Origin of the sequence: Hyphomicrobium sp. D-2 (genome assembly GCF_029872155.1) — a bacterium.
Taxonomy (GTDB): Bacteria; Pseudomonadota; Alphaproteobacteria; order Rhizobiales; family Hyphomicrobiaceae; genus Hyphomicrobium_A.
In genome coordinates, this window is the sequence record NZ_JARXLA010000002.1 from 768502 (window position 1) to 794606 (window position 26105).

At 60.4% G+C, this 26105-nt stretch carries 12 protein-coding genes and 1 pseudogene; 1 reads left to right on the forward strand and 12 read right to left on the reverse strand.

Going from position 1 to position 26105, the window contains the following annotated elements:
- Positions 1 to 185: 185 nt before the first annotated feature.
- Positions 186 to 6431 carry a hypothetical protein gene (locus QEZ49_RS05420; RefSeq protein ID WP_280384882.1) on the reverse strand — a complete coding sequence of 2082 codons (6246 nt, stop codon included), beginning with the start codon at positions 6429 to 6431 and terminating at the stop codon, positions 186 to 188.
- A 279-nt stretch (positions 6432 to 6710) separates the two neighbouring features.
- On the reverse strand, positions 6711 to 10607 hold the full coding sequence (locus QEZ49_RS05425; protein ID WP_280384884.1) for an autotransporter outer membrane beta-barrel domain-containing protein: 3897 nt from the start codon (positions 10605 to 10607) through the stop codon (positions 6711 to 6713).
- An 823-nt stretch (positions 10608 to 11430) separates the two neighbouring features.
- Here QEZ49_RS05425 and QEZ49_RS05430 point away from each other — a divergent pair.
- Positions 11431 to 12615 carry an NAD(P)/FAD-dependent oxidoreductase gene (locus tag QEZ49_RS05430; RefSeq protein WP_280384886.1) on the forward strand — a complete coding sequence of 395 codons (1185 nt, stop codon included), beginning with the start codon at positions 11431 to 11433 and terminating at the stop codon, positions 12613 to 12615.
- A 104-nt stretch (positions 12616 to 12719) separates the two neighbouring features.
- Here QEZ49_RS05430 and QEZ49_RS05435 read toward each other — a convergent pair whose 3' ends face one another.
- The 10 genes and pseudogenes from QEZ49_RS05435 to cysT form a co-directional block, all read right to left on the reverse strand.
- On the reverse strand, positions 12720 to 13322 hold the full coding sequence (locus QEZ49_RS05435) for an autotransporter outer membrane beta-barrel domain-containing protein (RefSeq protein ID WP_280385098.1): 603 nt from the start codon (positions 13320 to 13322) through the stop codon (positions 12720 to 12722).
- On the reverse strand, positions 13235 to 16702 hold the full coding sequence (locus QEZ49_RS05440) for a hypothetical protein (RefSeq protein ID WP_280384887.1): 3468 nt from the start codon (positions 16700 to 16702) through the stop codon (positions 13235 to 13237). The genes QEZ49_RS05435 and QEZ49_RS05440 overlap by 88 nt, the downstream gene beginning before the upstream one ends.
- Positions 16703 to 16808: 106 nt before the next feature.
- Entirely contained in the window at positions 16809 to 19982 is a 3174-nt protein-coding gene (locus QEZ49_RS05445) for a TonB-dependent receptor (RefSeq protein ID WP_280384889.1), read from the reverse strand.
- A gap of 178 nt (positions 19983 to 20160) precedes the next feature.
- The gene (locus tag QEZ49_RS05450; protein WP_280385100.1) at positions 20161 to 20880 is read right to left on the reverse strand and encodes a FecR domain-containing protein; all 720 of its coding nucleotides are present in this window, start codon (positions 20878 to 20880) and stop codon (positions 20161 to 20163) included.
- Positions 20881 to 21021: 141 nt separating this feature from the next.
- Positions 21022 to 21168 (reverse strand): annotated as a pseudogene (locus QEZ49_RS05455) (DUF4880 domain-containing protein); the annotation flags it as partial.
- Positions 21169 to 21285: 117 nt separating this feature from the next.
- Positions 21286 to 21798, reverse strand: coding sequence for a sigma-70 family RNA polymerase sigma factor (locus QEZ49_RS05460; RefSeq protein WP_280384890.1), 513 nt, complete (start codon positions 21796 to 21798; stop codon positions 21286 to 21288).
- 516 nt (positions 21799 to 22314) lie between these two features.
- Entirely contained in the window at positions 22315 to 23256 is a 942-nt protein-coding gene (locus tag QEZ49_RS05465) for a CysB family HTH-type transcriptional regulator (protein WP_280384892.1), read from the reverse strand.
- Positions 23253 to 24338: a sulfate ABC transporter ATP-binding protein gene (locus QEZ49_RS05470; RefSeq protein ID WP_280384894.1), complete on the reverse strand. Its 1086-nt coding sequence runs from the start codon at positions 24336 to 24338 to the stop codon at positions 23253 to 23255. Before QEZ49_RS05470 ends, QEZ49_RS05465 begins: the two co-directional genes overlap by 4 nt.
- Positions 24335 to 25231: a sulfate ABC transporter permease subunit CysW gene (cysW, locus tag QEZ49_RS05475; RefSeq protein WP_280384896.1), complete on the reverse strand. Its 897-nt coding sequence runs from the start codon at positions 25229 to 25231 to the stop codon at positions 24335 to 24337. The genes QEZ49_RS05470 and cysW overlap by 4 nt, the downstream gene beginning before the upstream one ends.
- A complete protein-coding gene (gene cysT, locus QEZ49_RS05480) occupies positions 25231 to 26067 on the reverse strand; it encodes a sulfate ABC transporter permease subunit CysT (RefSeq protein ID WP_280384898.1) in 837 nt (278 codons plus the stop codon). The genes cysW and cysT overlap by 1 nt, the downstream gene beginning before the upstream one ends.
- Positions 26068 to 26105 lie beyond the last annotated feature (38 nt).

Below are 26105 nucleotides of genomic sequence, written 5' to 3' on the forward strand. Positions count from 1 at the left end.
GGCGCGGACCGGATGATATTCGCACGCCCGGCCAGTTGATGAGAAGGGAAATGGCAGCAGTGGCCACGTACCGCAAGGCTGAATTTTGCAAGGCCTTACAACGGAGATGAGCAAAGTCACCATGCCATTGAGCCGCGCAGGGACCGCTGCGCGCGGCTCAATGATTTTGCGATGAGATGATTGCATCACCTCACGATGATCTTGTCGCTTTCGTTCTTCGAAGGTCCAGGGATCGGAATATAGCGGCACCGCCCGCCAAGGAATTTCGATGGTGGGATGCAGTAGCAATTGGGCGGCGTCCCGCGGCTACCACCGGAGCATCTGGCCTTCTTCGGCTCCTCTGTCTTGGAAGGCGTGGGTGTTGGCTCTGCGTTGGGCACGCATTGCCCGGAGCGGGACAAGTGTGTTCCGGGTGGGCATTTGATCGTAGGCTTCACACACGTGCCATTCTGAAAGCGAGTTCCGGGTGGGCAACAGTTCGGCGGCGTGCCGGTCATGCCCATCGGACAGCCGGGTTTGGTGCCGCTTGAGCCACCGTCTTCCTTGCCGCCATCTGGTTTGTCGGGCCGGCATGCGCCGCGTCGGAAGTGTGTGCCGCGCGGACAGCAGTTCGGCCAGTTACCGATCGGACGTGCGCCTTCACAAACCGGCAGCTTGATGCCGCTTGCGCCGCCGTCTGGCTTGCCGTCATCGGGCTTGTCGGGCCGGCATGCGCCGCGTCGGAAGTGCGTGCCACGCGGACAGCAGTTCGGCCAGTTACCGATCGGGCGTGCGCCTTCACAAACCGGCAGCTTGATGCCGCTTGCGCCGCCGTCTGGCTTGCCGTCATCGGTCTTGTCGGGGCGGCATGCGCCACGGCGGAAGTGCGTGCCACGCGGACAGCAGTTCGGCCAGTTGCCGATCGGACGCGCGCCTTCGCAGACGGCCGGCGGTGGCTTGGTGCCGCTTGAACCGCCGCCGTCTTTTCCAGCGTCGTCTTTGTCTGGCCGGCATGCGCCGCGTCGGAAGTGTGTGCCGCGCGGACAGCAGTTAGGCCAATTGCCGATCGGGCGTGCGCCATCGCAAACCGTCGGCGGGAGTATGACGCCGCTTGCACCGCCGTCCGGCTTGCCGTCATCAGACTTGTCAGGGCGGCAGGCACCGCGCTCGAAGTGCGTGCCGCGTGGGCAGCAGTTCGGGAAGACGCCGATGGGGCGTGCACCCTTGCATACGGGTTGAGGCGTTGGATCGCGGGTGATGCAATTGCGACCGTTCCACGTGGTGCCAGAAGGACAGGCGCAAAGGCCGTCGTCCGTCAGCATCATTCCGCCCTTGCATTCTGGCTTGGTTGGTTCGGCTTTTTCAGGCGACCTCACCGTCACGCATGACGATGACGGTTGGGCACCATCACGTGCCGAGGCCTTCCCACCGGCGACGAATGCGCAATTGGTGAAGGTGTCGGCGCTGCGCGGAACACGCGCCGTGATGGTGAATTTGCGCGCGGCCCCGGCCGGCAACGTGAAGTCGTCACCGGTCCTGCAGTTGAACGGAATGGCCTGCGGCTGCTGTGTGCACGGCAGTGACGGAGCAGCCGACACGATGGGCATGGAATCTATGCCGGATAGGCCATCGGTGAGTGTCACTGCGCCTTTGTGCTCAGCCCGTCCCGTGTTGGTCAGCGTGAGATTGAAGACGCATTCGCTTCCGGGTGCGCAGGTGGCTGGGCCCGTCTTATCAATCTTGAGGCTGAACGGCTGATCGGGCGGGGCGAGCTGCACGCTGTGGCAAGCCGGCTCGGATGCAGCACCTAACGTATCAGTGCTACCCACCGTCGCGCAGTTGGAGAACGATGTTGCGCTCGCATCCGCGGGCAGCCGCACGATCATGACGTATTTGTTGTGCTCACCGGGTGTCAGATTCATGTGGCCCGTGCATGTAAATGGGACATGCGTCGGTGCGGGCGTGCACGGGAACGGATCTGCGCCAGCTGCCGGAGTGATGGATACGATCTGCGCCGACGACAGTCCTGACAGTTTATCCGTCACGGTCACGGGATCGTCGTGGACGATTTGCTCGTCGTTGAAAATGTCGAGTTCAAAGCGGCATTCGCTACCGGGCTGACATGACTGGTCGCCGGTTTTTGTAACCTTTACCTTAAACGGATCGAGCTTCTGCGAGGCGCAGCTCTTGATCGGGCCCATGTTGGGCGGGGCGCCGACAAGCTCGGCGCAGTTCTTGAGAATATTGCTGTCTTTCCAGCTCTTTCCGGGCTTTACGGAAATTCCAAGCTCGATGAACTTGCCGGGGGCCAAGGGGACGAACGTGCCCGGTTTAAGCGGGTTGGGTGCACCTGGGATGGTGCAGTCGATAGAGGCGGCGCCAATGCCGCCCGCCCCAGCCTTCGTGCAGTTCCATCCCACGTTGCCGCCCGGCCCCTCCTGGAGGAGTTCCGGTGCGCCCAGTGAGATGGTGTCATTTATTTTGATAGGCCCGACGAAATCGCTCTTCCCGGTGTTCGTCACCCGGATGATGAAGAGGCATTCCCCCTTCAGCTCGCAGTGGTCCACGCCTTGTTTCGACGTGCCGAAGTTCCGCTTCTCGATGGCGAGATTGGGTCCTGCGGCTCGCTGGCCCGACATCGCGGTGCAGACCGCCGGCACCGTGCCGGCGATCTGGTCGCGCGGCAGCACACAGTTCTCGCCGGTGAATTCCATGAGACCGACCGTCGTCGTTAGGTCGAATGTCGTGGAAACCCCGGGCGGCAAGTCAGAGTTGATATCGCACCAGATGTTTCCGGGCTTGTTGCACGAGACCTTGGCCACCGAGGCGACCATAGTCGCGGAGACAACTTCGGCCTTGATATCCGTGAGGCCGAAGTCGTTCTTTATGTTTCTGGGGAAGTCGACGATCTTGATCGGCCCCTTGATCGTCTGGTTGCCAACGTTCGTAGCCGTGACGCGGAACGTGCAGGTGGGATCGCAAACGCTGTCGACGCGCTCCTTTTTCAGAACGAGCTTGGGACCCTGAAGAAGATTGACGGAGACGCACGACTTCGCCGCTGCACCGACAACGCTGGCGCAGTTCTGCATCACCTTGGCACCGGTCTGCTTACTGAAGACGGTGCGCAGTCTCAGCGTCGCCGTCCCCTGCGGGCCGATGATCATTGCCGGAATGCTGGTGCAGGTGGATTTGCCTCCCGGCGTGCACGTCCAGGTCTGGTTGGGAACGAGGACGGCCTCGGGCGCGGCCTTGCCGTCGAGCGTCAGTTCCTCGTTGACGACGACCGGGCCGTTGAACGGGGCATCGCCTTCATTCTTGATTGCGATGGTGAAGTTGCAGCCCCCGAGGTCGGAGCATTCGGCGGGGCCCGTCTTGGTGATGGTGAGCTTCGGCTGTCCTCCGGCTGGGTTCGGCTCCGGTTCAAGCGGGAGCGTGGCGCACGATGCAGCCGCAGCACCCTTCAACGTGGCGCAGTTCTTCACTTCTTTCACGGCGCCAATCCCGGCGCCGAGATCGAACGTGAGGCTCAACGGCGGAGCGGCGCCATTGGCCGCGATCTTCAGTTTCGCCGCGCATTTGAAGCCCTGTCCGTTCTTGGCGCACGACCATGGCGCAGCAGGCGCCGGTGTGATCGCAGTCGCGCCGAAGATGGCACCATCGCCAGTGATGGAATCGTCGAACTCAACGTCGCCGTCGAAGTCGTTGGCAGATGTGTTCTTGATCGCGAACGTGAACGTGCAGGCTTTCTTGGCCTGGCAGGCCACGCCCGTTTTCAGCAGGGAGAGCTGTCCGGCCACGGATGGCTCGGGCTGCTCGTCCACAACGGGCGGGGGAAGCGTCGGCTCGTTCGTTGGCGTACCCTGATCGTCGGGCGTGTTGGAATTCCACGCGATACACGAGGTGTTATCGTCGGGATTGGCGTCTTCGCTTGTCACGCCGGTCGATGGAACGACCTGAGGCGCGGCCGTGCCGGACGCTGCCGATGCGGCATTGTTAGCGGCATTGACGTCCGCGGCGTCCCCGTTGCTGACAGTTGCAGTAGCTGTGATCGGCCCCGCAGGCTCGGCAGGGAACGTCCCCCGCACTTCAAAACTCCTCTGCCCTTTCGGTGGCAGTTGGGGCGCAGTTGTAAAGTGCGTCGTGTTTCCTTCCTGGTTCGTAGCGACGCCGGGACCGGCACCCAGACCCGGATTGGTTCCGGCTATCGTGACGGAGAAGTTGGCGCCGACCGGCACTGTTCCAGAATTGGAAAGCGTCACGATCCACGAGCAATCGCGCACCGAACCGCGCTGGATGCACTGGGGCACGCCAGAGATGGCGACGGCACGATCAAATCCGTTACTCGTGCTGGCGGGAAGATCGGGGAGCGGCGGCGGCTCCTGGGCTTTCGCAAGGTCCGGCCTTGCCGGTTCGCCGCCCTTGCCGGGCTTCACGGTAATGCAGTTTTCGACCGTGAGGCCGCCGGGCGGAACCGCAAAGGTGGCTTTGATCTGGTTGCTGAAGTCCTGCGGGCCAGGCGGGATCGTCGTCGCCCCGAAAGTATTCGGCTCTGTCGTGAATCCCGTTGCCGTCTTGTTGGCTGAAAAGCCGATATCGAATGACTGCGGTGCAACCGAGAAGCGGTCCTCGAAGATCACGTCGTTGGCAACGAACGGCACTAGCGAGGTGTTGGCGAGGTTGATGAGGTATTCGCACTCGGCCTTGTCGGCCGCGACCAGCTTGCAGGTCTGGGTTTTGGTCGGCGCGAGATTGGGCGCGTTAGGATCGGTCGTGCCGCCGCCGCCCTCGACAGGAGGAAAGGTTTCGCCACCGCCCCCATCGGCAGTCGTACCACCCCCGCCGCTATCCTCGACCGGTGGGAACGTTCCGCCGCCACCTCCTTCGGTGCCGCCCTCCGCAACCGGAGGAAATGCGCCGCCACCCTCGACCGGTGGGCCGCCTTCGGCGATGGGCGGAAACCCTGCGTCGACGCCACATAGCAACAGTGCCGCCACGGCGCCGACGTGACCGCGAATGGCGGAGTCATCTTGTGCCGTAGTGTAATCGAGAAATGCGCTCTGCGTCGGTGGGACGTTCGCCGGGCGCACCAACTCCAAGGCGTTGAACTGCACGCCGCTGGCGATGCCTGCAAGCGTGTCGCCGGTGGCCGCCACGGTGGCGGAGCAGGTGTTGAGGTCAAGGAAGCCGTCGGGCTTGTAGCCGTATTGCAGGCTGACGCCGCCGCTGGCTGCATTGCTGTCATCGGCGGTGCCTATGGCGTAGATAGCGGGAACCTTGCTCCATAACCCGGGCGTGCCGGGGTCGTCTGGTGTCTCCTGCACGTATCGCAGCACCTGCGCGCCGGGTTCGGTGAAGCTGCCGTAATCGTAGGGGTTTTGCACCGGGCTGCGCTGCGCGAGCAACATCCGCCCGGTGGCGTCAAAGGCGATGCTGGTGACGGGAAACGGCTTGGCCGCATCAACCGTAACCTCCAACCTCGGGTCGCCGAGGAAAGCGCCGCCACTTAGGCCGACGGACCATATCTCAGGGCCTTCAGCGACGGCGTAATAGAGGCGACCGTCGTGCACGGCCAGCGCATTGATGCGACGCGCGGTCTGGGTGAAGCCCCAAGTTGCGGGATCGTCCGCCTTGAACGCGTTGCTCATGATTTCAAGGCGCTTGCCATCGTCTGACACTGCTTCCTTGCCAGCCGCGCGCAGTCCGGTAACTCCGTGGTCGTATTGTCCGAGATCGGCGGCGTTGTATTCAAGGCTGAAGCGATGGATCAGGCCGGTGTCGAGGTCGGACGCATAGAGCGTGCGCGTTTTGCGGTCGTACGCCAATCCGCCGATGCCTGGTCCCGTGTTGGGGATGCCGGAAAAAGCGGTGTCGGCTAACAACGAGACAGCGCCAGTTGCGCCGTCGATCTTGTAGATCGCTCCAGGGCTATTGCTGGACAGGCTGCCGAACTGCCCCTCCATGAAGGTCGCGTCAGGTGTGCCAGCCTTCAAACGGTTCGGGTGCCCGTCGGCGGCGCGCCCCCCACCAACGATGCGCAGGCCGAAGGCGGACGTTGCTGCCGCAAAGATGCGTGGTGGGCCGCCGTTGTCGCTCGGATCGATTGCCAGCGCGAAGACCTGACCAATGTCCTTGGCAGGCACAGCCAGTCGCAACGGCGCATTGACCAACTGGCCGGCGAGCGTGCCGTTGAGGCTCGATGCATCGAAAATGCGCAAGGATGGCGCGCTCACGTCGATGAAGGTTCGATCCAGAGGATCAACGCCTGGGGGAAGCTTGTCGCTGGCCAGCACCGTGCCGGAAAAGCCGGTGACGGCAACATCGCCTGCCTTAATCGCGGCAGTAGCCGGCGCTTCGCCAACGGTTTCGGCGGGGGAGCTGCCACTCATCACGAAAGTTGAAAATGCGACTACGACCGCGGCTCCAACCGGAGCCATCCATCGGGACACCTGCATTCCAACCCTCCGCCAGACCTGACATCTCGCTGCCTGCGATCTTCTCAGGTTCGCGGGCGCGCTGCCTCAACCGTTCGGTTGAGGCGCGGAGGATGATCCCGAAAATGGACTGGCAGCTTCGGCGGCATTTGAGATTTCTGCCGTCTCAGGTAGCCTTGTCTTTTGCTGAAGACGTTGGTCGCGAACTACGGGATCATCGCGGCGGCAGCGCTCGTCGGCAACTTCGAGCCGCGGCGTCCGCTTATCCTCTCGAAGCGTCAGGGCGATTGTCTCTCCGGCTCACCAAGCGACTTTGACGCCGAGTTTGCCGTCGTAGGCGTTGCCGTCTGCATGTTCGCCGATGCCGACGAGATAGGATGCGTTGGCATAGATGGCCGCGCCGTCGCCGATGTCGGTGGAAAAGCCGGTGTTGATCTCGAACGTGGTGCCGCCCATGTCAGCCGCGAACGGAATGAAGCCGGTGGCAGACGAGAACTTCGTCTTTGGATCGCCGAGGAACTCATACCAGAAGTTGGGTCGCACCCATGCGGTGAAGGTAGATGGTGCTCCGGTCAGCCAGGTCGGGGTGCCGAAGTCCTGCGCAAAGCGCACACCCACACGCCCCACCAGTGAATTGACGTTACCGAAGTGCACCTGTGCGGCGACATCGGATCCGTTGCTGAGGTTGACGGTCTGATAGGCGAGCTGCGCCTGTGGCTCGATGCTGAAGCCGCCGGGTCCGGTGTAAACCGGATAGCCACCTTCGAGTGATGCACCGAAGGCGCCGCCATCTGTTTTCATCTTCGGGATGCGGTTGGACTTAGCGTCAATATCGTACCACGATCCTAACAGCAGCGCGTCGACGTAGGCGTTCTCAGGTGTGTAGTGGGTCCAGTAAACGCCCCATGAGTACGCCATGAAGCTGTTCTCGCCCGCCTTGCCATCGCCGATGTGCCGCACATCGCCGGAGCCGTGACCAATGGCGAAGAACGCACCGGCATGATTGCGTGATGTCCCGACATCGCCGTCGCGATAAAGATCCATACCGCCCTGGAAGGCCCAGAAGTCATAGTCGTACTTCGGGCCGGCGCCGTAGATGCCACCCTTACCGCCGTCGCGATCCCCATGCTGGCCGATCACACGCGCCCACGCTGCATTTGGTGCGCCTTCAGCGTATGAACTGACCGCCGTACCGCGCCGTTCGTGCAGTGTGTCCAGCATCAGACGGCCATAGAGCAGCGTCATCGCCGGCACGGCTGCATAGAGCGAGGTTTCCTGCCGCCAATCAGGGATGTCGTCGCCACACACCGGTGCTGATGGATCCAGCGCGCAATCGAGCTCTGAACGCAGGTACCAATTATCGGGATTGGCACCGTTCTCACCGCCGCGGTAGAGCGAATATTCATACGGACCGGCGACGACGGGGCCGGCCAGCGCGAACAAGCCTGGCACCGTCGCTCCGTTAAGTGCGTCAACAATGAGAATGCCGTCCAACCGCGTGAGATCACCACCACCGCCGACGTTATTGACCGACAGCAACGAGGTGCCAATCGCGTTGCCGCCATCGATCACCAGCCTATCGGATGACGATCCATCGCTGCCAAGATGTGTATTGACACCAAGCGTGCCGCCCGCGCCGAGGTAATCGTTGACCGTCAAGGTTTTGAACGGTCCCGCGCTCGAACCCGGCGGCGTGAACTGCACAAGGCTGCCCGCAGCGTTATCCAGAAATGAGATGTTGGAATCGCCCGTTACGTTCCAGCGCGAGTTGGTAAGAGCGACAATGGAGACGCCGCCAGCTGCCGTGGTTGCTGAACCGTTCAGTGTCGATCCCGTCGCGTCGATGCCCAAAGTCGCTGCGGCGCCGACATTCAGCAACTCGTTGCCACCGGTCACCGTCGAGCTTGTGAGGGACGCTTGCAACGTCCCGCCAGTAACATTGAAACCGGCACCGTCAGCCGCTGTCACAGTGCTGTCGGTTATGGTGATGCTACTTGGATCGGGACCAACAGCATAAACGGCTGCAGAGTTCGCTCCAGATGTGGCTATCGTGGCGTCCGCGATCGTTACACTTGCATCGTAAAGAGCTATCGCCGCTGCTTCACCGCCGCTTGTCACGATGGAAGAGCCACCTAAAACTTGGGCTGTGGAACTCATTACAAAAAGACCAGACGCGCCATATCCAGTCGTCGAGATCTGAGTGCCGTTCCGCAACGTAATGTTGCTGCCAAATCCTGCGCTGGCTGCGGTCGAAAAATCGCCTGATGTGCGAGCGACAACGGCGTCGGCTACTATGCTGCCACCGTTCAACGCATAAAGTGCTGAGGAGCTGTCACCTGAGGTCGTAACCTGCGTACCGTTTGTCAGCGTGATCAGGCTGTCGCTTCCAAACGCATAAGCGCCATAGCCATTGCCTGAACTCGAGGTGTTGACCGTAACTGCATCGGCCACGATCTCGCCGGCGTCAAAAGCATGAAGGCCATTGCCGCTCCCCGTAGTGATGATGTCTGTTCCGTTCAGAAGTGTCACTTTGCTGCCCGAACCTTCAGCCCGTGCGCCGTCCGATCCAGAGCCCGAGGTGCTGACCGTGACACCATCGGCCAAGATCTCACCGGAGTTCAAAGCATGGAGGCCATATGCACTGCCACCCGAAGTGGTGATCTGTGTACCATCGAGGATAGAAATCGCCGAACTGGAACCGACCGCGTGGGCTCCGTAGGCGTTAGTGCCTACAGTGCTGATGGCGCTGTTTGCGTTGACGTTCACCCTTCCGCCTGTTTCCGCATGCGCACCGTGGGCACCGTCGCCTTGGGTGGAGACTTGAGCGCGCTCCAGAGAAACAAGCGAACCGGCATCCGACGCCCACGCACCATGGGCGCTATTTCCCACAGTACTGATGGTGCTGTCGTCAGTGAGTACTAAGCCGCCTGTTTCGGCATGCAGGCCATGCGCGCCGACACCCTGGGTGGACACCTCAACGCCCTGCAGCGACGTAATCGTATTTGCCCCCGATGCCCACGCGCCATGGGCGTTGGCACCCGCAGTACTAACGGTGGTACCGCCCTGCGCGGCGACGTGGCCATCTGTTTCAGCATGCAGGCCATGTGCGCCGACACCCTGGGTGGACACCTCGACGCCCGATACCGAAGCAACCGCGCCCACGCCTGAGGACCATGCGCCGTGGGCATCGATGCCGGCTGTATTTATGGTGCCGCCTGCCGCACTGACTGTTCCACCTGTTTCCGCATGCAGCGCATGGCTGCCGTCGCTCTGGGTAGAGATTTCGGCGTCATACGTCGAAACAACCGTATTGTCTCCCGCTGAACGAATAGCGAAAGCCAACCCACCCGCCGTGCTCACCTGACCCCCATAAACGGTGACGAGCCCGCCAGACGTTGCGTTCAATCCATACGCGTTATCGTTTCCAGTCTCGATCTCAACGCTCTGCAAGACCATGACAGCAGCATCGGATGCAACGGCCGCGTGTGCCCCAAGACCGGTTGTGCGAACTGCGCCGCCATCGGCGGCAATCGTGCTGCCCAAAGAAGCAAACAGGCCATAGGTGCTGTCACCTGTGGTGGTGATCTGGGTCCCGTTGCTCAATGCTATAAGCGAGCCGGCATCTGCTGCGCGCGCGCCGTATGCACCTGCGCCTGAAGTGTTCACCGTAATCGAATTGCCTGTGATCTGCCCGCCATTAAAAGCATAGAGACCGTCTGCGCCGATTCCGGTTGTGGTGATCACCACCCCGTTGCCAAGCATGACGGTCGAACCAGAATTCAGCGCTATGGCTGCGAAAGCTCGTTGCCCCGAAGTGCTAACCGTCACCGCGTCTGCTGTGATACTTGCGCCGGTAAATGCAAAAAGCGCGTCTGCATCATCGCCCGAAGTGGTAACCGTTGAGCCCGGCTGATTGAGCATGATGCTTCCGCCCAATTCTGAATAGACGGCATGCGCATGACCTCCGCTTGTTATCGCGGTCAACAATCCGTCGGTGACAATCGTGCCACCATTGAGTGCCCATAGGGCGTATCCTGCGCTTGCCGTCGCCGGACTTGTATCAATGAGGCCATTGGCCGTTAGATTCTGACCCGTGTCGGCCTTGACCTGCTGCGCTTGCGTGCCGGACGCCTGCATTGCTGCGAGCATCGCGATGATCGAAACTGCACAGCCGTGCGTATGCCATGAACGCATCATGACCGTTCCTCTCGGAAAACAGTGTCCGGCCATGCCGATGAAAGCTGGGAATGCGGCGCTGTGCATCGCATCAGTGTGCCTGACGCGCTAGCTGGGCGTGCTATGAACGTGGCTAGAGCACTGGACGTCATCGTGCGCCATGGAGCGAACTCCAACTGATCTGAACACAGAACAGCATCAGTGATTCGCCAAACGCGCAGATCTGCGATTAGCGGCACCAAAGCGTTATAATCAGTATCGTCGCAAAATTCACACAGTCCACTGACTGTTATACATTATCCTGAGCTCGGTCAGAATGCCTGCTGAAGTCAAGGTCCGATATCGACGCGCCGTCGATATCTCAAAACGCCGAGTGCCCGCCCTGCCCTTCACTGCTTCGTCGTCAACATGAAAAGCTTGTGCGTACATGCGATGGCCAATCGCAATGGTGCTTTTGCGATTGCTGCGTCTGCGGGCTATTGCAGCCGCCGCCAATCATATCCGTTATTCGAGGCAGACCGGTCGAAGCGGCCGATGGTTTGATGAGCGCTCGTCACCCTGGTTGTGTAAATAAAAACTGCGCTCTATATGGGTACTCTGACCATTCTCGGGCGTGGTCACGAAGCGGATCGTCGATGGAGCAGATCGTGGCAATCGACGCTCCCGCCGCGGTGATTTCCGCCCTTCTCCAATGTCCTGTAGCTCTGTTATCTCCACGCCTTCTTCAGGCGCGTATGACCGCACCCCAACAGCGTGTAGGTTTATCAAAGAGGCGGACGATCCGTGGGCTTGCCGCACGGATTTGCCTTAGCCACTCGCAAAAGCAATGAGGCAAGCTCGGTTCGTGAGCCAGACACCACCCAGAAACTATGATGCGATCGTGATCGGCGCCGGCGCGGCCGGGATGATGTGCGCGTCCACCGCAGGCCAGCGCGGACGCTCCGTTCTGCTGATCGACCATGCCAATGAGGCCGGGAAGAAAATCCTCATTTCTGGCGGCGGCCGCTGCAATTTTACCAATCTGCACACGTCGCCGGAGCGCTTCATTTCCGCCAACCGGCACTTTGCCAAGTCGGCGCTACGACGCTTTCGCCCCGAAGATTTTGTCGAGCTGGTCGAGCGCCATCACATCGCCTGGCACGAGAAGACGCTGGGTCAGCTGTTTTGCGACGGCTCCGCCAAACAGATCGTCGCCATGCTGCTGCACGAATGCGCAAGAGGGCACGTGGAGCTGCGGTTGGGGCGCCAAGTAAGCAAGCTCGAACATGCCGACGGCGTTTACCGCATTAACTGCGGCGATGAGATGGTGACCGCGCCCGCACTCGTTATCGCCACGGGCGGTCCGTCCATTCCGAAAATGGGCGCGACTGGATTTGCCTATGACATCGCCCGCAAGTTCGGCCTCACGGTCGTTGAACCCAGACCCGCGCTCGTACCGTTGACGCTTGGCAGCGACGAAGCCCTGTTCAAGTCGCTGTCCGGCGTCGCTACCGATGTCGTTGCACGTTGCGGCAAGGTCGAATTTCACGAAGCTGCGCTGTTCACTCACCGAGGTTTGTCCGGCCCAGCCATCCTGCAAATATCTTCGTATTGGAAGCAAGGCGAGGAGATCGGAATCGACTTTCTGCCACCCGGATCAGCTCGGCTCGTCGACGCAAAGCGCACGCACCCCCGTTCCGCGTTGCGCTCGGTGCTGGCGCATACTTTGCCAGCGCGTCTTGCTGAGGCTCTGGATGAACGCATCGGACTTGGTGGAGAGCTGGCGAACAGCCCCGACCGGGTTCTTGAAGCCGTTCAGCGGCAGCTTTCTGACTGGCGGTTTCGTCCCAACGGCACAGAAGGCTTTGCCAAAGCTGAGGTTACGGCCGGCGGGATCAGCACCGATGAATTGTCATCGCAGACGATGGAAGCCAAGAATGTCCGGGGGCTGTACGCAATCGGCGAAGCCGTGGACGTAACGGGTTGGCTCGGTGGTTACAATTTTCAATGGGCGTGGGCCAGCGGCGTGGCGGCAGGGATTGCTCTCTAGGTATTAACGGTCAGCCGACTGCCCACTTAGCTATTGCCACGCAGATAGTCATGAGACCGTTGCCGCCATCGGAGCGTTCGACGGCGGCAACGGTTTTCGCGATTTTAGAAGCCGACCTTCAGCCGCGCATTGAAGCTGTTGTCAGTCGTGCGATCGCCGAACTGCCCACTGTATGATACGCCTGCAGAAGCAGCCGCCGTAAGCTTGAGGTCAAGCCCGGCCTCCACCACGGCTGCATCCTGCGCAATCGGCGTGCCCGCCACGGTGAAGTCATCGCCACCGGCCGCGAACGTGTGCACCGAATGCAGTGCAACGTCACCGAAAGCGTGTTGCCAGCCGATGCCGCCGCGTACCACCGCCGTCGCACCGCCAAGGGTCAAGGCCGAAGCAAAGCGCATGCCGATGGTCGAGAATGACGTGTTCAGCGTATCGCGGGCCACCGATAACGCGGCCAGTCCGCCGGCCTCGGTGAATGCGTTGGTGATGACCTGCACATGGGCGAAGTTGGCGTAAGGATCGATGGTCATACCGCGGGCGACGTCGAAGCTATAGGAAAGCTCGCCGAAAGCCTGCAGCGAGTGGCCATTGTATTCGCCCTTCAGCGTCTCGGCGAAGTCACCTAACACCGTGCCGAAACCGACCCCGCGCTGGCTGGAAACGTCATGCCACGCGTATGTACGCCGGAGCGAAACGCCAGCTTCTCCCAGTGCGCGCCAGCATAGCCACCGAAGTGGAACGTATCGGCCTTGGTGCCGGAAAGCGCGGTGTTGAAGGATGAATTGCTGTAACCGCCCAGCACGCCCATGCGCCAGATGTCGACGGTGGGCGCATCGGCACCAACCAGGAAGCCCCCTACCGTGCGGTCAACGGTGTCGATGCCATTGCTGCCTTCCGTTTCACCCCATGAACCAAACCCGCTAGCCCAAAACGATGCCCGCTCGCCACCGTCGCGTTTGGTGTGAAGATCGTCGGACCGCAGCCGGTTATTGATGGCCTCACGAACAAGGCGGCTGTCTTGCACAAAGGCGGCACGGGTTGAGACGTGCTGTGCACCCGAAAGCTGATCGAATGCCTTGCGCACGGTTTCTTCATCGGGCGTGCTGGCAGCAGCAAGCCAAAGCGCATTCGACTGGCCAAGTGAATCGAGCGCGCCCGCGGTTGCAATCTGATTGGCGGTTTTGCCGAAGGGCTTCAATGTTGCATCTGGATCGGGACCGGACGGCTCCGAACCGTCGTCAACCAGCGCAATGGCCAACTCCAGCGCCTTGTCATCCTCCTTATGCGTCAGCGTATAGGCGAGCAGCACCGAATCCTGAATGTCGTCGAAGCTACCGGTCAGCGCGCCGCCATAGCTGAGCACCTGATATTTCCAGCCGTCAGCGAAGGTGATGCCGCTGCCGTAGGCAACCGTCATCTTCGCGCCTTGCGCAATTGTGACGTCGCCACCAACGCTGACGCTATCGTTGACGCCTTCTTCCGCGATGCGCATCCGATATGTCGACCCTGCCTCGAACGCCAGATCACCGGCAACATTCAATGTGCCCATCGTCGCAGAAAGACCTGGCGCTAGCGTGCCGCCGTTGCCGATGGTAACAAGCGAAGCTGCAACCGGATTGGCTTCGGTGCCCGCCGCTGCGGAACCAATCGTGCCTGTTCCGCCGAGAATGCCGGTTCCCGAAACAGCAAACGTGCTGGCAAGATTGTTGGTTACCAGTAGTGTGCCGCCGCTCACCGTCGTTGTGCCAACGAATGCAGAACCATCGCCGCTATAGGTTGTGTTGCCGGCAAGATGCTGGATGCTTGCGCTGCCCGGCACGCCATCCTTTCGGATGTTGGCCGCGAAATCATAATTCTGGTTTGTGTGATTGAACACAAGCGCACCTGTGCCCTGCCCGAAAGTCAGACCGGAATAGTTGGCGGGGTTGGCATCGGGCGCAATCACGATCTTGCCCGCAGCCTTTGCTGCTTCACCCGCGGCGGCGCCGATGTTCAATGTGCCAAATGTGTTGGTGCTGTTGGAGCTCGCAAATCCACTCGCGATGTCAACTTTGGTTGCCGTTACAGTCGCGCCGTTTGATACGGTCACGTGCGCATGCATTTCACCACCAACAGGCGGACTGGCGCGCGCGATGGAAAGCGTTCCCGCATCCACCGTGGTTGTCTGGCCATCTACCTCCATCCAATGCTCGCCGATGGCGGAGCGGCCGACGGTGATCGTTCCGCCCTTGGTGTCGATCCGGCCGCCGTTTGCAATGCGCGCCTGCTTGATGCCCACAGTTCCCGGCGATGTGCCGGTTCCCGAAAGCGCCAGCTCGGATCCCGCGCCCGTAATCGTGAGCATCGTCGATGAAGCGCCGTGATTGTCGAAGTAGACGCTCTCGGCGTCGATGACTTTACCACCGGCCGAGATGGTCATCGAACTGCCTGTACGATAGCCGACGTACACAACCGGCACCGACTTGTCGTTGGCCGGATTGATAAAGGACAACGTCGAACCGGCGCCCTGCACGAAGATCTGCGCCGGCCCATCCACGTGATTGCCGAGGTAGGCGTAATAGTAGTCGCCGAAGATGTGCTGGCCGCCAGCCTGCAGCTTGCCGCCGTTCTTGATGGTCAGCGTACCGCCGCCATCCGCGGTGCCGAATGCAATGTTCTGCGTGACCGCGTCGGTGCGTCCATCAACGACGATGTCGCGGTCACGGTCTATGACTGCCGTGTGCGTCGCGTCTGGAACGATGCCGTCAGTCCATGTTTCCGGCGTAAACCAGTCACCCACAACGCCGCCACCGTTCTCACCGGCCAGCGAAATTTTAAGGCCGACCTTACCTGCTTCGCTGTAATCGAGCGCATAGCTGAGCAGGATCGAATCCTGGATCGCCGCGAACTGGCCGGTCAGCGTGCCGCCGTACTCAAGAATGTTGTATTTCCAGCCGCTCTGATAGGTGATGCCGCTGTCATATGCGACCTGAACGTTCGCGCCGCTGTCGATCGACAGGTTACCGCCGACGACGGTCTTGTCGCTCACACCGTCTTCGGCGATGCGCACGCGATAATTCGATCCGTCTTCAAAATTGAGATCGCCCGCGACGTTCATGGTTCCGATGGTGGTGGTTCCGCCCGGAGCCAGCGTGCCGCCGTTGCCGATCGTCGTAGTGCGGAGCAGTTCAACCGTGCCGCCGGATGTTGCCTGTGTCGATCTGCCGACCGTACCGGTGCCAGCCAGCGTACCGGTGCCGCTGACGTCCATCGTGCCGCCCAGAGCACCGTCGACGTAAAGTGTGCCGCCAGAAACCTCCGTGCCACCTCTGAAGCGCGCGCTGTCAGCACTAAACGTCGTCGTGCCAGCAATATGCCGGATCACGGATTGTGAATCGTCAGCGAGAAGGCCCTGTGAGGCGAAGGCCGTGCCGAACTGGTAGTCAGTGCCAGTGTGATTGAAAACAACAGTGCCCTTGCCGTTGAACAGCACGCTACCGTAACTGGCAAGCGTCAGCGTGCCGGTACCTGCCGCCGCTGCCCCCTCGACACCACCGATAGCGAAGACAGAGCTGCCGGCAGTTTCGGCACCGATGGAAAGCGTGTTTGCTTTCAGTGACGCGCCATCGGCCAATTGCAGCAGCGCGTTACCACCATCGCGGCCGCCGATATGCATGGTGGAGTTCATCGTCACGGATGTTCCGGTTCCAGTAACGATCAGCGTTGCCTCGCCGCCACCATACTCAGCCAGACGAATGTTGTTGCTGGTCAGCGTAAACACGCTGCCGCCCATGATGGTCAGCTTACCCTTGGTGAGATTGAGCTGTGACGTTGACCCATTCTGTCCGTTGATCATGACGCTGGCGCCATTATCGATGATCGCAGCTTCAGCGGACGGGCTGATCGGATTGCCGCTGTAGCTGCGCCAGTTGTTCGGATTGAACCAGTCATCATTGCCGGCGCCACCGGTCCAGGTCGCCGCCTGCGCTGACGATAACGTCAATGCCGTGGCTGCGCTCAACAGCAAGGCGCGCCGGAAGCTGCTCAGGCGAAAGCCCGCAGCGACGTTGTTGGTGGATACAGCTACGTTGTTGAATGAAACGCGAGACATGGAACTCTACCTTTACTGAACTCTCGATGCTGGAGCTTGTAGCTCCGCGGATTTCACATGCGTGGTGGGCGGCGATTCCATGCAAGGAACCACCATTGTTCAGTTGTCAGAATTTGTAGCTGACGCCGAAGCCGAGATCGTGCGACGGGCCTGTTTCAATGTCGTACTCGACACCGTTCGATGAGAAACTTTTCAGGCTGTCGATGTCGCTGTAGCGATACTCGGTTCGGAACGTCACATGGTCGGTTAGCGCATGCTCAAGGCCGCCGCCGAATGTCATTCCAACAAGCACGTCCTTGCCGCCGCCGAACGGCACGGGTGTCGCGCTCGTGTATTGGCCCTTCTCAAACCGCGTTATTTCCTCATGCGAGTAACGCGAAACGGTGATGCCGGCCGTGACGTATGGCAGATAGCGCCCGAACGCCAGTCCTGCGCGGGCACGCAGGCCTGCAGAGAAGTCCTGATGCGTCGTGATCATGCCCCGCAGGTAATTGCTGGCGTTGTAATAGTAGGAATAGAATCGATCCGGCCCGCCGCCGCCGAATGCACCGACATTGACATCGGCTTCCATGCCGACAACGAGGTTGTTCTGAAACTGCTGATTATAGCCGGCGAAGAAACCACCCTTGAGAGTCTCGATGCTAGAGTTGATTGATGAACTCAGCGGGCGTGGCTGCGTGAACGAAAAATCGGCCGCAGTATTGCTCCAGTTGTGGCCGATGCTCAAACCGGTGTAGGCGCCGCTCCAGTCATAGGTATCTGCTGCCGCGCCGCGAGAGTTCGAGAACGCCTCCCAGATGCTGCCCGCTCCGGAAATGTCGAGTGGATGACCGAGCTTGGTCTCGAAGCCAGCGATGAACGTCAGGCCGCGGCCTGTTGGATTGACACGCGTGTAATCGGTTGAAAGGCCGTCGCCGCTCAACGCCAGTCCGTAAAGCTTGTTGGTCAGATTCTCGACCGAGAAAAACACCTTGCTGTAGTTGCTGAAACTGTACGTTCCATAGAGATCCAGCAACGCATAGGCCGGCACGTCGTAGTATTCGCCATCGATCACGCGACGGAAGGAACTGCCGCCGGTGTATCGAACCTTGCCGCCCAGCGTCAGCTTGCGATCGAGAAGCCGCACGCCGAGATCGAGCATGCCATAGTTGTCCGGCAGCATGTCGATATCGCCGTTGCCGATGTCGGAACCCATGCCCCAACCGTGCGGAAGATTGGTTTCCGATGCGGTGAAGGAGAAGTTGGCATACGCGATGCCAGCGTCGTAGCCGCCTTCTATTTCGATGCCGCTCATCGTCGTGATGCCGGGCACGTTCACCCAGACTGCCGACGTCTGATACAAAACACCCGTGCCCGCACGACGATCGATATCAACCAGATCGTTGGTGATGTAATTCTCGATATGGTTGCGGAAATATCCGACCTTCATGCGAAAGCGGTCATCACGGCGCAGCACGTTGTTCCAGGTGAAATTGGCGCCGATATCCCAGCCTTTGCTGCTCTCCGGCAGCAGTCCGAGATTGTTGAAAATGCCGGAGCCCACATCGTCATAGAACGGCACCAATCCCCAGAACGCTTCCTGCGCGGTCGGCGGCCGGAACGTATGCGCATAGGTGCCATACAGCTGCAGCCAATCGAACGGCTTCGCCGCGATCGTGCCCTTCGGATTCCACTGGCTGCCGGTTTTCTCGACGTCTTCCGCCGGGCAGTTCGTGGGACCGGCAGGGCATTCCTCAAGCCAGCCACCGCCCGTGCCCTGCGTGCGCTCCTGGCGTATGCCTGCAAGGTCGTAGCGGTCGTAGCGCAGGCCGCCGATGAAATCGAACATGCCCCACGACAGCGTACCGTCGGCAAAACCGCTCGCCTTCTCCAGCGTTCCGGGCGCGTTGGCGCCGCGATAGGTCACGCTGTAATCGTCCATGTTGTAGGAGGCGCCGTAAAAGAGCTTGAGCCCCAGCTCATCCGACAACGCGAAACGGCTTGTGTTGCTGAAGTCGCCGCCCCAGCCCAACGCTTCTGTCGTGCGCCCACGATAGCTGCTGCTGGTGCTGTTCGGCTCGTACAGCAGGTTGGTCTGATTGTAGTAGAGGTTTACCCGCGCATCGACGAGATTGTTGCCCGGCGTCAGCGCGTAATTCATGTAGTAGGTGTTGTTGTCGATCAGCCAATCGTAATACGAGTTAGTGAACTCGTTCTCGTACTTCAGATAGCCGAAATTGAAGTTGTGGGTGTCGTTCGGCTTGATTTGCAGTTTTGCAAGCCGTGAGCCCGGGCTGTTCTGCGCCGGCGCGCGGGCACCATCGACATTCACCCGCATGAAATCGCCGTCACCGTTGCGATAGTTTTCGGTTTCGGTCATCGCCCACGCAGTGATGAAGCTGATTTCACCGCCATCTTCGCTCGTGTGACGCGCACCTGCCGCGGCGAGACCGGACCAGTTCCAGCCGTTGGAGCCAACTTTCCAGCGTGTCAGCCCGCCCAGATCCTCACCCGGAGCAAGAACGTCATTGACGCCGAGCGAGCTGAAATTCGCAGCGCCGCTCAGTGTTCCAGATCCATGCGCACCAGCAACGACGCCGCGCGTGACGTCGATGCCGGAAATGAACTCCGGGTGCATGTAAAGATACGTGCCGCCGTAAGCACCGTGGCCCGCAGCGTTGCGAAATGTCTGCGGCACGCCGTCGATCAGACTGTTGACGCGGCCATAGCCGCTCATGCCGCGAATATTGACGGAGTATGCCGGCTGCGAACCGCCCTGCCGGGTGAACGTGCCAGGCGTGTTACGCATCGCCTGGTTCACGTCGCCGCCGTAGCGAACCTGCAGGTTTTCCGCGGTGGTCGTGCTCACGGGCGCTGCGGTTTCATAGGGCGCATCGCCGCTGGAGCCACCTTCCGCGCCGCCGGAAACATCAATCGTATCCAGCGCAATGGCACCATCAACGGAAGCGCCATCGTTTCCCGTCGAAACCTGACCGCCGATAAGCACAGTGCCATCACCGTTGAAAGTGAACGAGATGCCTGTGCCTTCCAGCAACTGCGAAAGCGCGTCCTGGGGCGTAAACGTGCCGCTGACCGAACGCGATGTTACACCGCGCACAGCCGCAGCAGCGGACGTCACCTGAAATCCGGATTGCCGTCCGAACGCATTGAGCGCTGAAGCTAGCGGTTGCGCTGGAATGTTGAAATTGCGCGCGTTGCCGTCAACGGTCGACGATTGCGCATACGAAGAATGGGGCGCAACGACCACCGGCATCAGCCCCATCATGGCGGTCGTCGTCAAACTATGTAGAATCAGTCCAATTCTACGCTTACTCATACGCATGTACGAACTCACTCACCGCGTTTACTTCAGCGCGCAAGCACACACGCGCTGTTACGGCAAAGACGAAGAGCTCGGATTTTTTTTACACGGGCGGAACGATTTTTTTACGCGCGCATGTCACGCACGGCCGCGCTGCTCAGAAGCGCGTTGCAAATTTCAGGTAAGGCGACAACTGTCGCACCTGTCCGCCATAGGGCTGCAGCAGCGCCCGCAGAGCTCGATCGGGATCCGATAGATCGTAAAGACCTGTGACCGGTTGATCGGCCAGTGTTGGGTCGGGCACAGCGATCCATGCGGATTGATAGCGTTGCAGCAGCTCGATCACCTCACCGATCGTTGCATCCTGCACGAACAGCTTTCCATCTCGCCACGCGCCGATGTCTTCCGGTGCAATCTCGCGCCTCACCGTTGCTCCGGTGCTGAGATCGACAACCATCATGTTGCCGGGCTTAAGCAGCTCGTCAGCGCGCCGTCCGTTCTGGTCGAGTTGCACCTCAACTGCACCGCGCTCAAGCTCAACGGTTGCCGTCCGCGACGAAAGCCGCAGATTGAATGCCGTGCCCACAACACGGACTTTCACATCGCCCGTGTTGACAACAAACGGCCGCGCCGCATCGGGATCGACATCAAAGAAGGCTTCACCGGCCAGCAGGTCCACCAACCGTTCGCCGCTGGAAAAACGGGTCGCCATCGCACTGCCCGCCGCAAGCGTAACTGTGCTGCCGTCCTCCAGCTGTATCGTACGGGTCTCGCCGGTTGCGGTCATGTAGTCGGCCCGCATATGCAGCGACACCACCGGCAGCACGAACACGGCCAGCACTGCGGCGCAGGCGGCAGCGGCGATACCGAGCGCCATGCGCCCGCGCCAACGCCGCGCGTGTCGCGCCGATGTTGCCTCGACCCGGACGGGGAGGTTTTTTGCGGCCTGGGCGCCTCGCCAGAGATGATCATAAGCGGGCGGCGCACTGCCTAGCGCATCCCAGCCCCGGCTGGCCTGCTGCCAGGCATCGGCATGCGCGGGAGATTGGGCCAACCATTGTGCGAAAGCGCGCCGCAACGCTGCGTCGTTTGGTTTGTCCTGCAAACGCAGCAACCAATCGATCGCATCCTCCAGCAATGGATCCTGTTTGTCGTCCTCGCTCAAGATCGGTCTCGTCGTTTCGTTGCAAGCATGGCGCCGAATCGGATCGGCAGCGCATCAATGTGCCTGATAGAGACGATCTGCATGGAATTTTATTCACTGCCTGACGGCTGCCAGGCATCAGCTCCGTGTGTTTTCGAGCCGGGTGGCGATCTTCAACATCGCCATTTTCACATACCGATGGGCGTTCGGCACCGAAATCCCCAGATGCCGCGCAATATCTTCCAGCGTGAACTGCCCGAACCGGTGCATCTCGACCGCAATGCGGACCTCCAACGGAAGATCCGCCAGAATTTCAGCCACAATCCTCATTTCGTCGGCAAGCACCGCCGCTTCTTCCGGATTTGCAGCGGTTTGCGGTTGCACCCAGTACGGCGCATCCGCCTGAACATGCTTCTGCTCGATCTGTCGCCGCCGGATCAGATCAAACGAGAGATTGCGCACGATGCGATAGAGGTATGCCAGGACCTGTTCTCTGTTGCACGCACGCACACCCGCCGAAGAAATACGCAGAAACGCATCCTGCACCACGTCCTCGGCGATATCGCGCGAACCAACAATCGGTGCTGCGTAATCAACGAGCGGCCCCCGGTGGTTGATAAAAACGCCCCACCGAATATCGTCCTCTTGCATCGCGCCCTTCCCTCATCATGGGAAAAACCGGTGAGGATCGTTGCTTCCCCCATGACGCCATAACGCGCATCACTTTGAACTCAACGTGCACCGTCGAACGTGCTGGCAATCCAGCACAACTGTTCAACACAATATATGACTATTTTTGTCAAGTTAGTCGTAGGTGCTCGAGTAGCACATCCGATCGCCGGAGGCTGTCGCACCGACTGGCTAACTGGTCGACAAGCGCTGTATATGCGCGCAATTAGCGTACCGGTTGCCGAATTGTCACGATGGACCGGCATTCCGTAAACACGATTTATCTGCGCGCGCTGTAGGGCTATCGAGCGAGGATTCTATCGGGGGCCATGCGCCTCGGTTGAACCTGCCGCACATCCGATGCGTTTCTTACCGGTCGCTTGGCCGATCGCTTGGGTTGCAGGCGTCCTGCGTGCACGCGCGTGTTGGCGCCTCGCACACAAGCGTGGCTGAGCCGCCCGAAACCCGGCAACGGCCGGGTCCCGGACGAAACCATTATCAATATGCAAGCTCGGCGGCATCTTTGGGGTTGAGCTTGGCGCGCACCACCGGCTCGGTCAGTTCAGGCGAGCACAGCTCGATGAACTTGTAGGCGAAGCCGCGCAGGTAACGGCCGCGACGCACGGCAATGCGCGACGTGTTACGCGCGAACAGCCCATCGGCCGACAACAGCGAGACAGAATCCCTGCCCTTGTCGTGGGCCATCGACGCAATGATACCGACGCCAAGTTCCAGCTCGACGTAGGTCTTGATCACGTCAGCGTCGAGCGCGGTCATCACGATGTCGGGCTCAAGGCCTGCGGCATCGAACGCAGCGTCGATGTGCGAACGGCCAGTGAAGCCAGCATCGTAGGTGATGATCGGCCACTCTGCGATCGCTGCCAGCGTCAATGGGTTGGCCTGCGTCAGCGGATGCCCCGGCGGAACGATCACCGCATGCTCCCACGAATAGTACGGGAATGCTGCAATCTCAGGTTTGTCCTCAAGCGCCTCCGTTGCAACGCCGATGTCAGCGCTGCCGTCCATCAGCATGGACAGGATTTCCTTCGGGCTGGCCTGATGCAGGATCAGGCGCACGTTCGGAAACGCTTTTTTGAACTGCACCACAACCGGCGGCAAGGCATAACGCGCTTGCGTATGCGTTGTGGCGATCGTCAAATCGCCGCTGTCCGTTTTCGAAAACTGGTCCGCAAGCCGCTTGATGTTCTTGGTGTCGAGCAGCAGTCGTTCCACAATCGGAACCAGCTCCTGCCCCGGCCCCGTCAGCCCGATCAGCCGCTTGCCGCGCCGGACAAACAGCTCAACGCCCAGTTCGTCTTCGAGATCCTTGATGTGGCGACTTACACCGGATTGCGACGTGTAAAGCGCGTTGGCCACTTCGGTAAGATTGAAGTTGCGTCGTACTGCTTCGCGAATGATGCGTAGCTGCTGAAAGTTCACTTCACTGATCCTTGATCGAATAGACGCAAGCGGCTGCTCAAGAGGCGCACGGCTTGCCCGGTTGTCAACTGAAGTTCCGCCAAGCGCTGTGCCGGCAATTGAACCTCATACTGTTGCTCAGTCGTCTGTCCACCACCGTTCAATCGGGACAACTCGATCCGCGCCACAGGTCCGAAGCTCAAAATACGGCTCACACGTGCGGGCACACCGATGTTCGTGTTTGCATGATCGACCACAATATCCAGCTCGTGCGGACGCGCAAAACCGACGACCTGCTGCCCGTTGCCAAAGCCGCGCCCAACCTGGGGAATGACGTCGGTGCCGACTTGCAGCCCTTCACCCACGACATTGCCACGGAACTCGTTCACCGCGCCCAGGAACTCATAGACAAACGGCGTCGCCGGGTTCGAATAAACGTCCTCGGCAGCCCCAACCTGTTCGACCTTGCCTCGGTTCATCACCACAACCCTGTCGGCGAGCTCCAGTGCTTCTTCCTGATCATGCGTCACAAAGATTGACGTGATGTGCAATTCGTCATGCAAGCGGCGCAGCCAGCGCCGCAGCTCTTTACGAACCTTGGCATCGAGCGCGCCGAACGGCTCGTCGAGCAACAGCACGCTCGGACCAACCGCAAGTGCGCGCGCCAAGGCGATACGCTGGCGCTGGCCGCCCGAAAGCTGCGAAGGATAGCGGTCCGCCAGCCAGTCGAGTTGCACAAGCTTCAAAAGCTCCGTCACCTTGGCACGGATGACTTTATCTGCCGGCCGGTCTTTGCGCTTCACGCGCAGACCGAAGGCGACATTCTCGAACACGGTCATGTGCCGGAACAGCGCGTAGTGCTGAAACACGAACCCGACCTTACGTTCGCGCACATGCGTTGACGAAGCGTCCTCGCCGTCGAGCAGAATGCGGCCGCTGTCGGCAAAGTCGAGGCCGGCAATGATGCGCAGCAGCGTCGTTTTTCCGCAGCCGGACGGGCCCAGCAAAGCGACGAGTTCGCCGGTGGGAAAATCGAGCGTTACACCGTCAAGCGCCTTGAATGCACCGAAGGATCGCTGGATATTTTCAACTCTGATGCTCATGGTGCCCCAATCGGATGTGGTTCGCGTCCAAGTCGCCACTCAATCACGGTCTTGATGACCAGCGTCACCAGCGCCAGCAAAGCCAGCAGAGACGCCACCGCGAAAGCCGCAGCAAAGTTATATTCATTGTAGAGAATTTCTACCTGTAGCGGCATGGTATTCGTCTGTCCGCGGATGTGACCCGAAACAACCGACACCGCACCGAACTCGCCCATCGCACGCGCATTACACAGGATGACGCCATACAGCAGGCCCCACTTGATGTTCGGCAATGTCACGCGGAAGAACGTCTGCCATCCGGTTGCGCCAAGCACCAACGCCGCCTCTTCCTCTTCCCGGCCCTGCGCCTGCATCAGCGGTATGAGTTCGCGCGCAACGAACGGAACCGTGACGAAGATGGTCGCTAGGATGATGCCGGGCACTGCGAACACGATCTTGATATCGTGCTCCGACAGCCACGGTCCGAACCAGCCCTGCGCGCCAAACACGAGAATATAAACGAGACCCGCGATGACCGGCGACACCGAGAACGGCAAGTCGATCAGCGTGATGAGCACGTGCTTGCCGCGAAAATCGTGCTTCGCGATTGCCCACGCCGCAGCGATGCCGAACACCAGATTGAGGGGCACCGCGATTGCGGCCGCAAGCAGCGTCAAACGCATGGATGCCACCGCGTCCGGTTCGACCAGTGCTTCCCAATACGCCTGCCAACCCTTACGCAGCGCCTCCGAAAACACGGCGTATAACGGCAACAGCAGGAACGCCGCGAAGAACAGCATCGAGACTGTTATGATGAGCCACTTGACGGCCGCAGGCTCGCGAGCAGCCGGATTTCTTTCGAACCGCGCGGCGTGCGCGCTGGAACCGAAAGCGTGTGAAGCAACCCCGGCCATCAACGTCCACTCCGATTATTGCGGGCTGTCCATGCCTGCAAACCATTGATGATCAGCAGCAGTGCGAACGACACGATCAGCATGACCGCTGCCACAGCTGTGGCCCCGACATAGTCGTACTGCTCAAGCTTGGTGATGATGATGAGCGGCGTGATTTCCGAAACCATCGGCATGTTACCGGCAATGAAGATCACCGATCCGTACTCGCCGACGGCGCGCGCGAATGCCATGGCGAAGCCTGTCAGAAGCGCCGGCGCCAACATGGGTAGAACAACGCGGCGTACAGTCTGCCAACGTGTTGCACCCAGTGATGCCGCGGCCTCTTCAAACTCGACGTCGAGGTCTTCAAGCACCGGCTGAACCGTACGCACCACGAACGGCACGCCGATGAAGATCAGCGCCACAACCACACCCAGTGGGGTGTAGGCGACCTTGATGCCCAGTGGCTCAAGGTATTTACCAACCATGCCGTTACCAGCGTAAATCGCGGTTAGCGCGATACCAGCAACGGCCGTCGGTAGCGCAAACGGCAGATCAATCAGCGCATCGACGATCCGCTTGCCTGGAAAACTGTAGCGCACCAGCGTCCACGCCAGCAGCAAGCCGAACACGACATTGATTGCAGCGGCCAACAGGGACGCGCCGAAACTCAGCCGATACGAAGCCAGCACACGCGGCGCTGTCACCACCGACCAGAACTCGGAGGGGCTCAATTCAGCGCTTTTGATGAACACCGCGCTAAGTGGCACCAGAACGATCAGCGACAGGTAGAAAACCGTAAAACCAACCGATAGGCCGAAGCCGGGCAGTACTCTAGGAGATCGGACGCCAGGCATTTCACCCTCAGTCTACGTTGCCTAAGCGGAACAGGTTG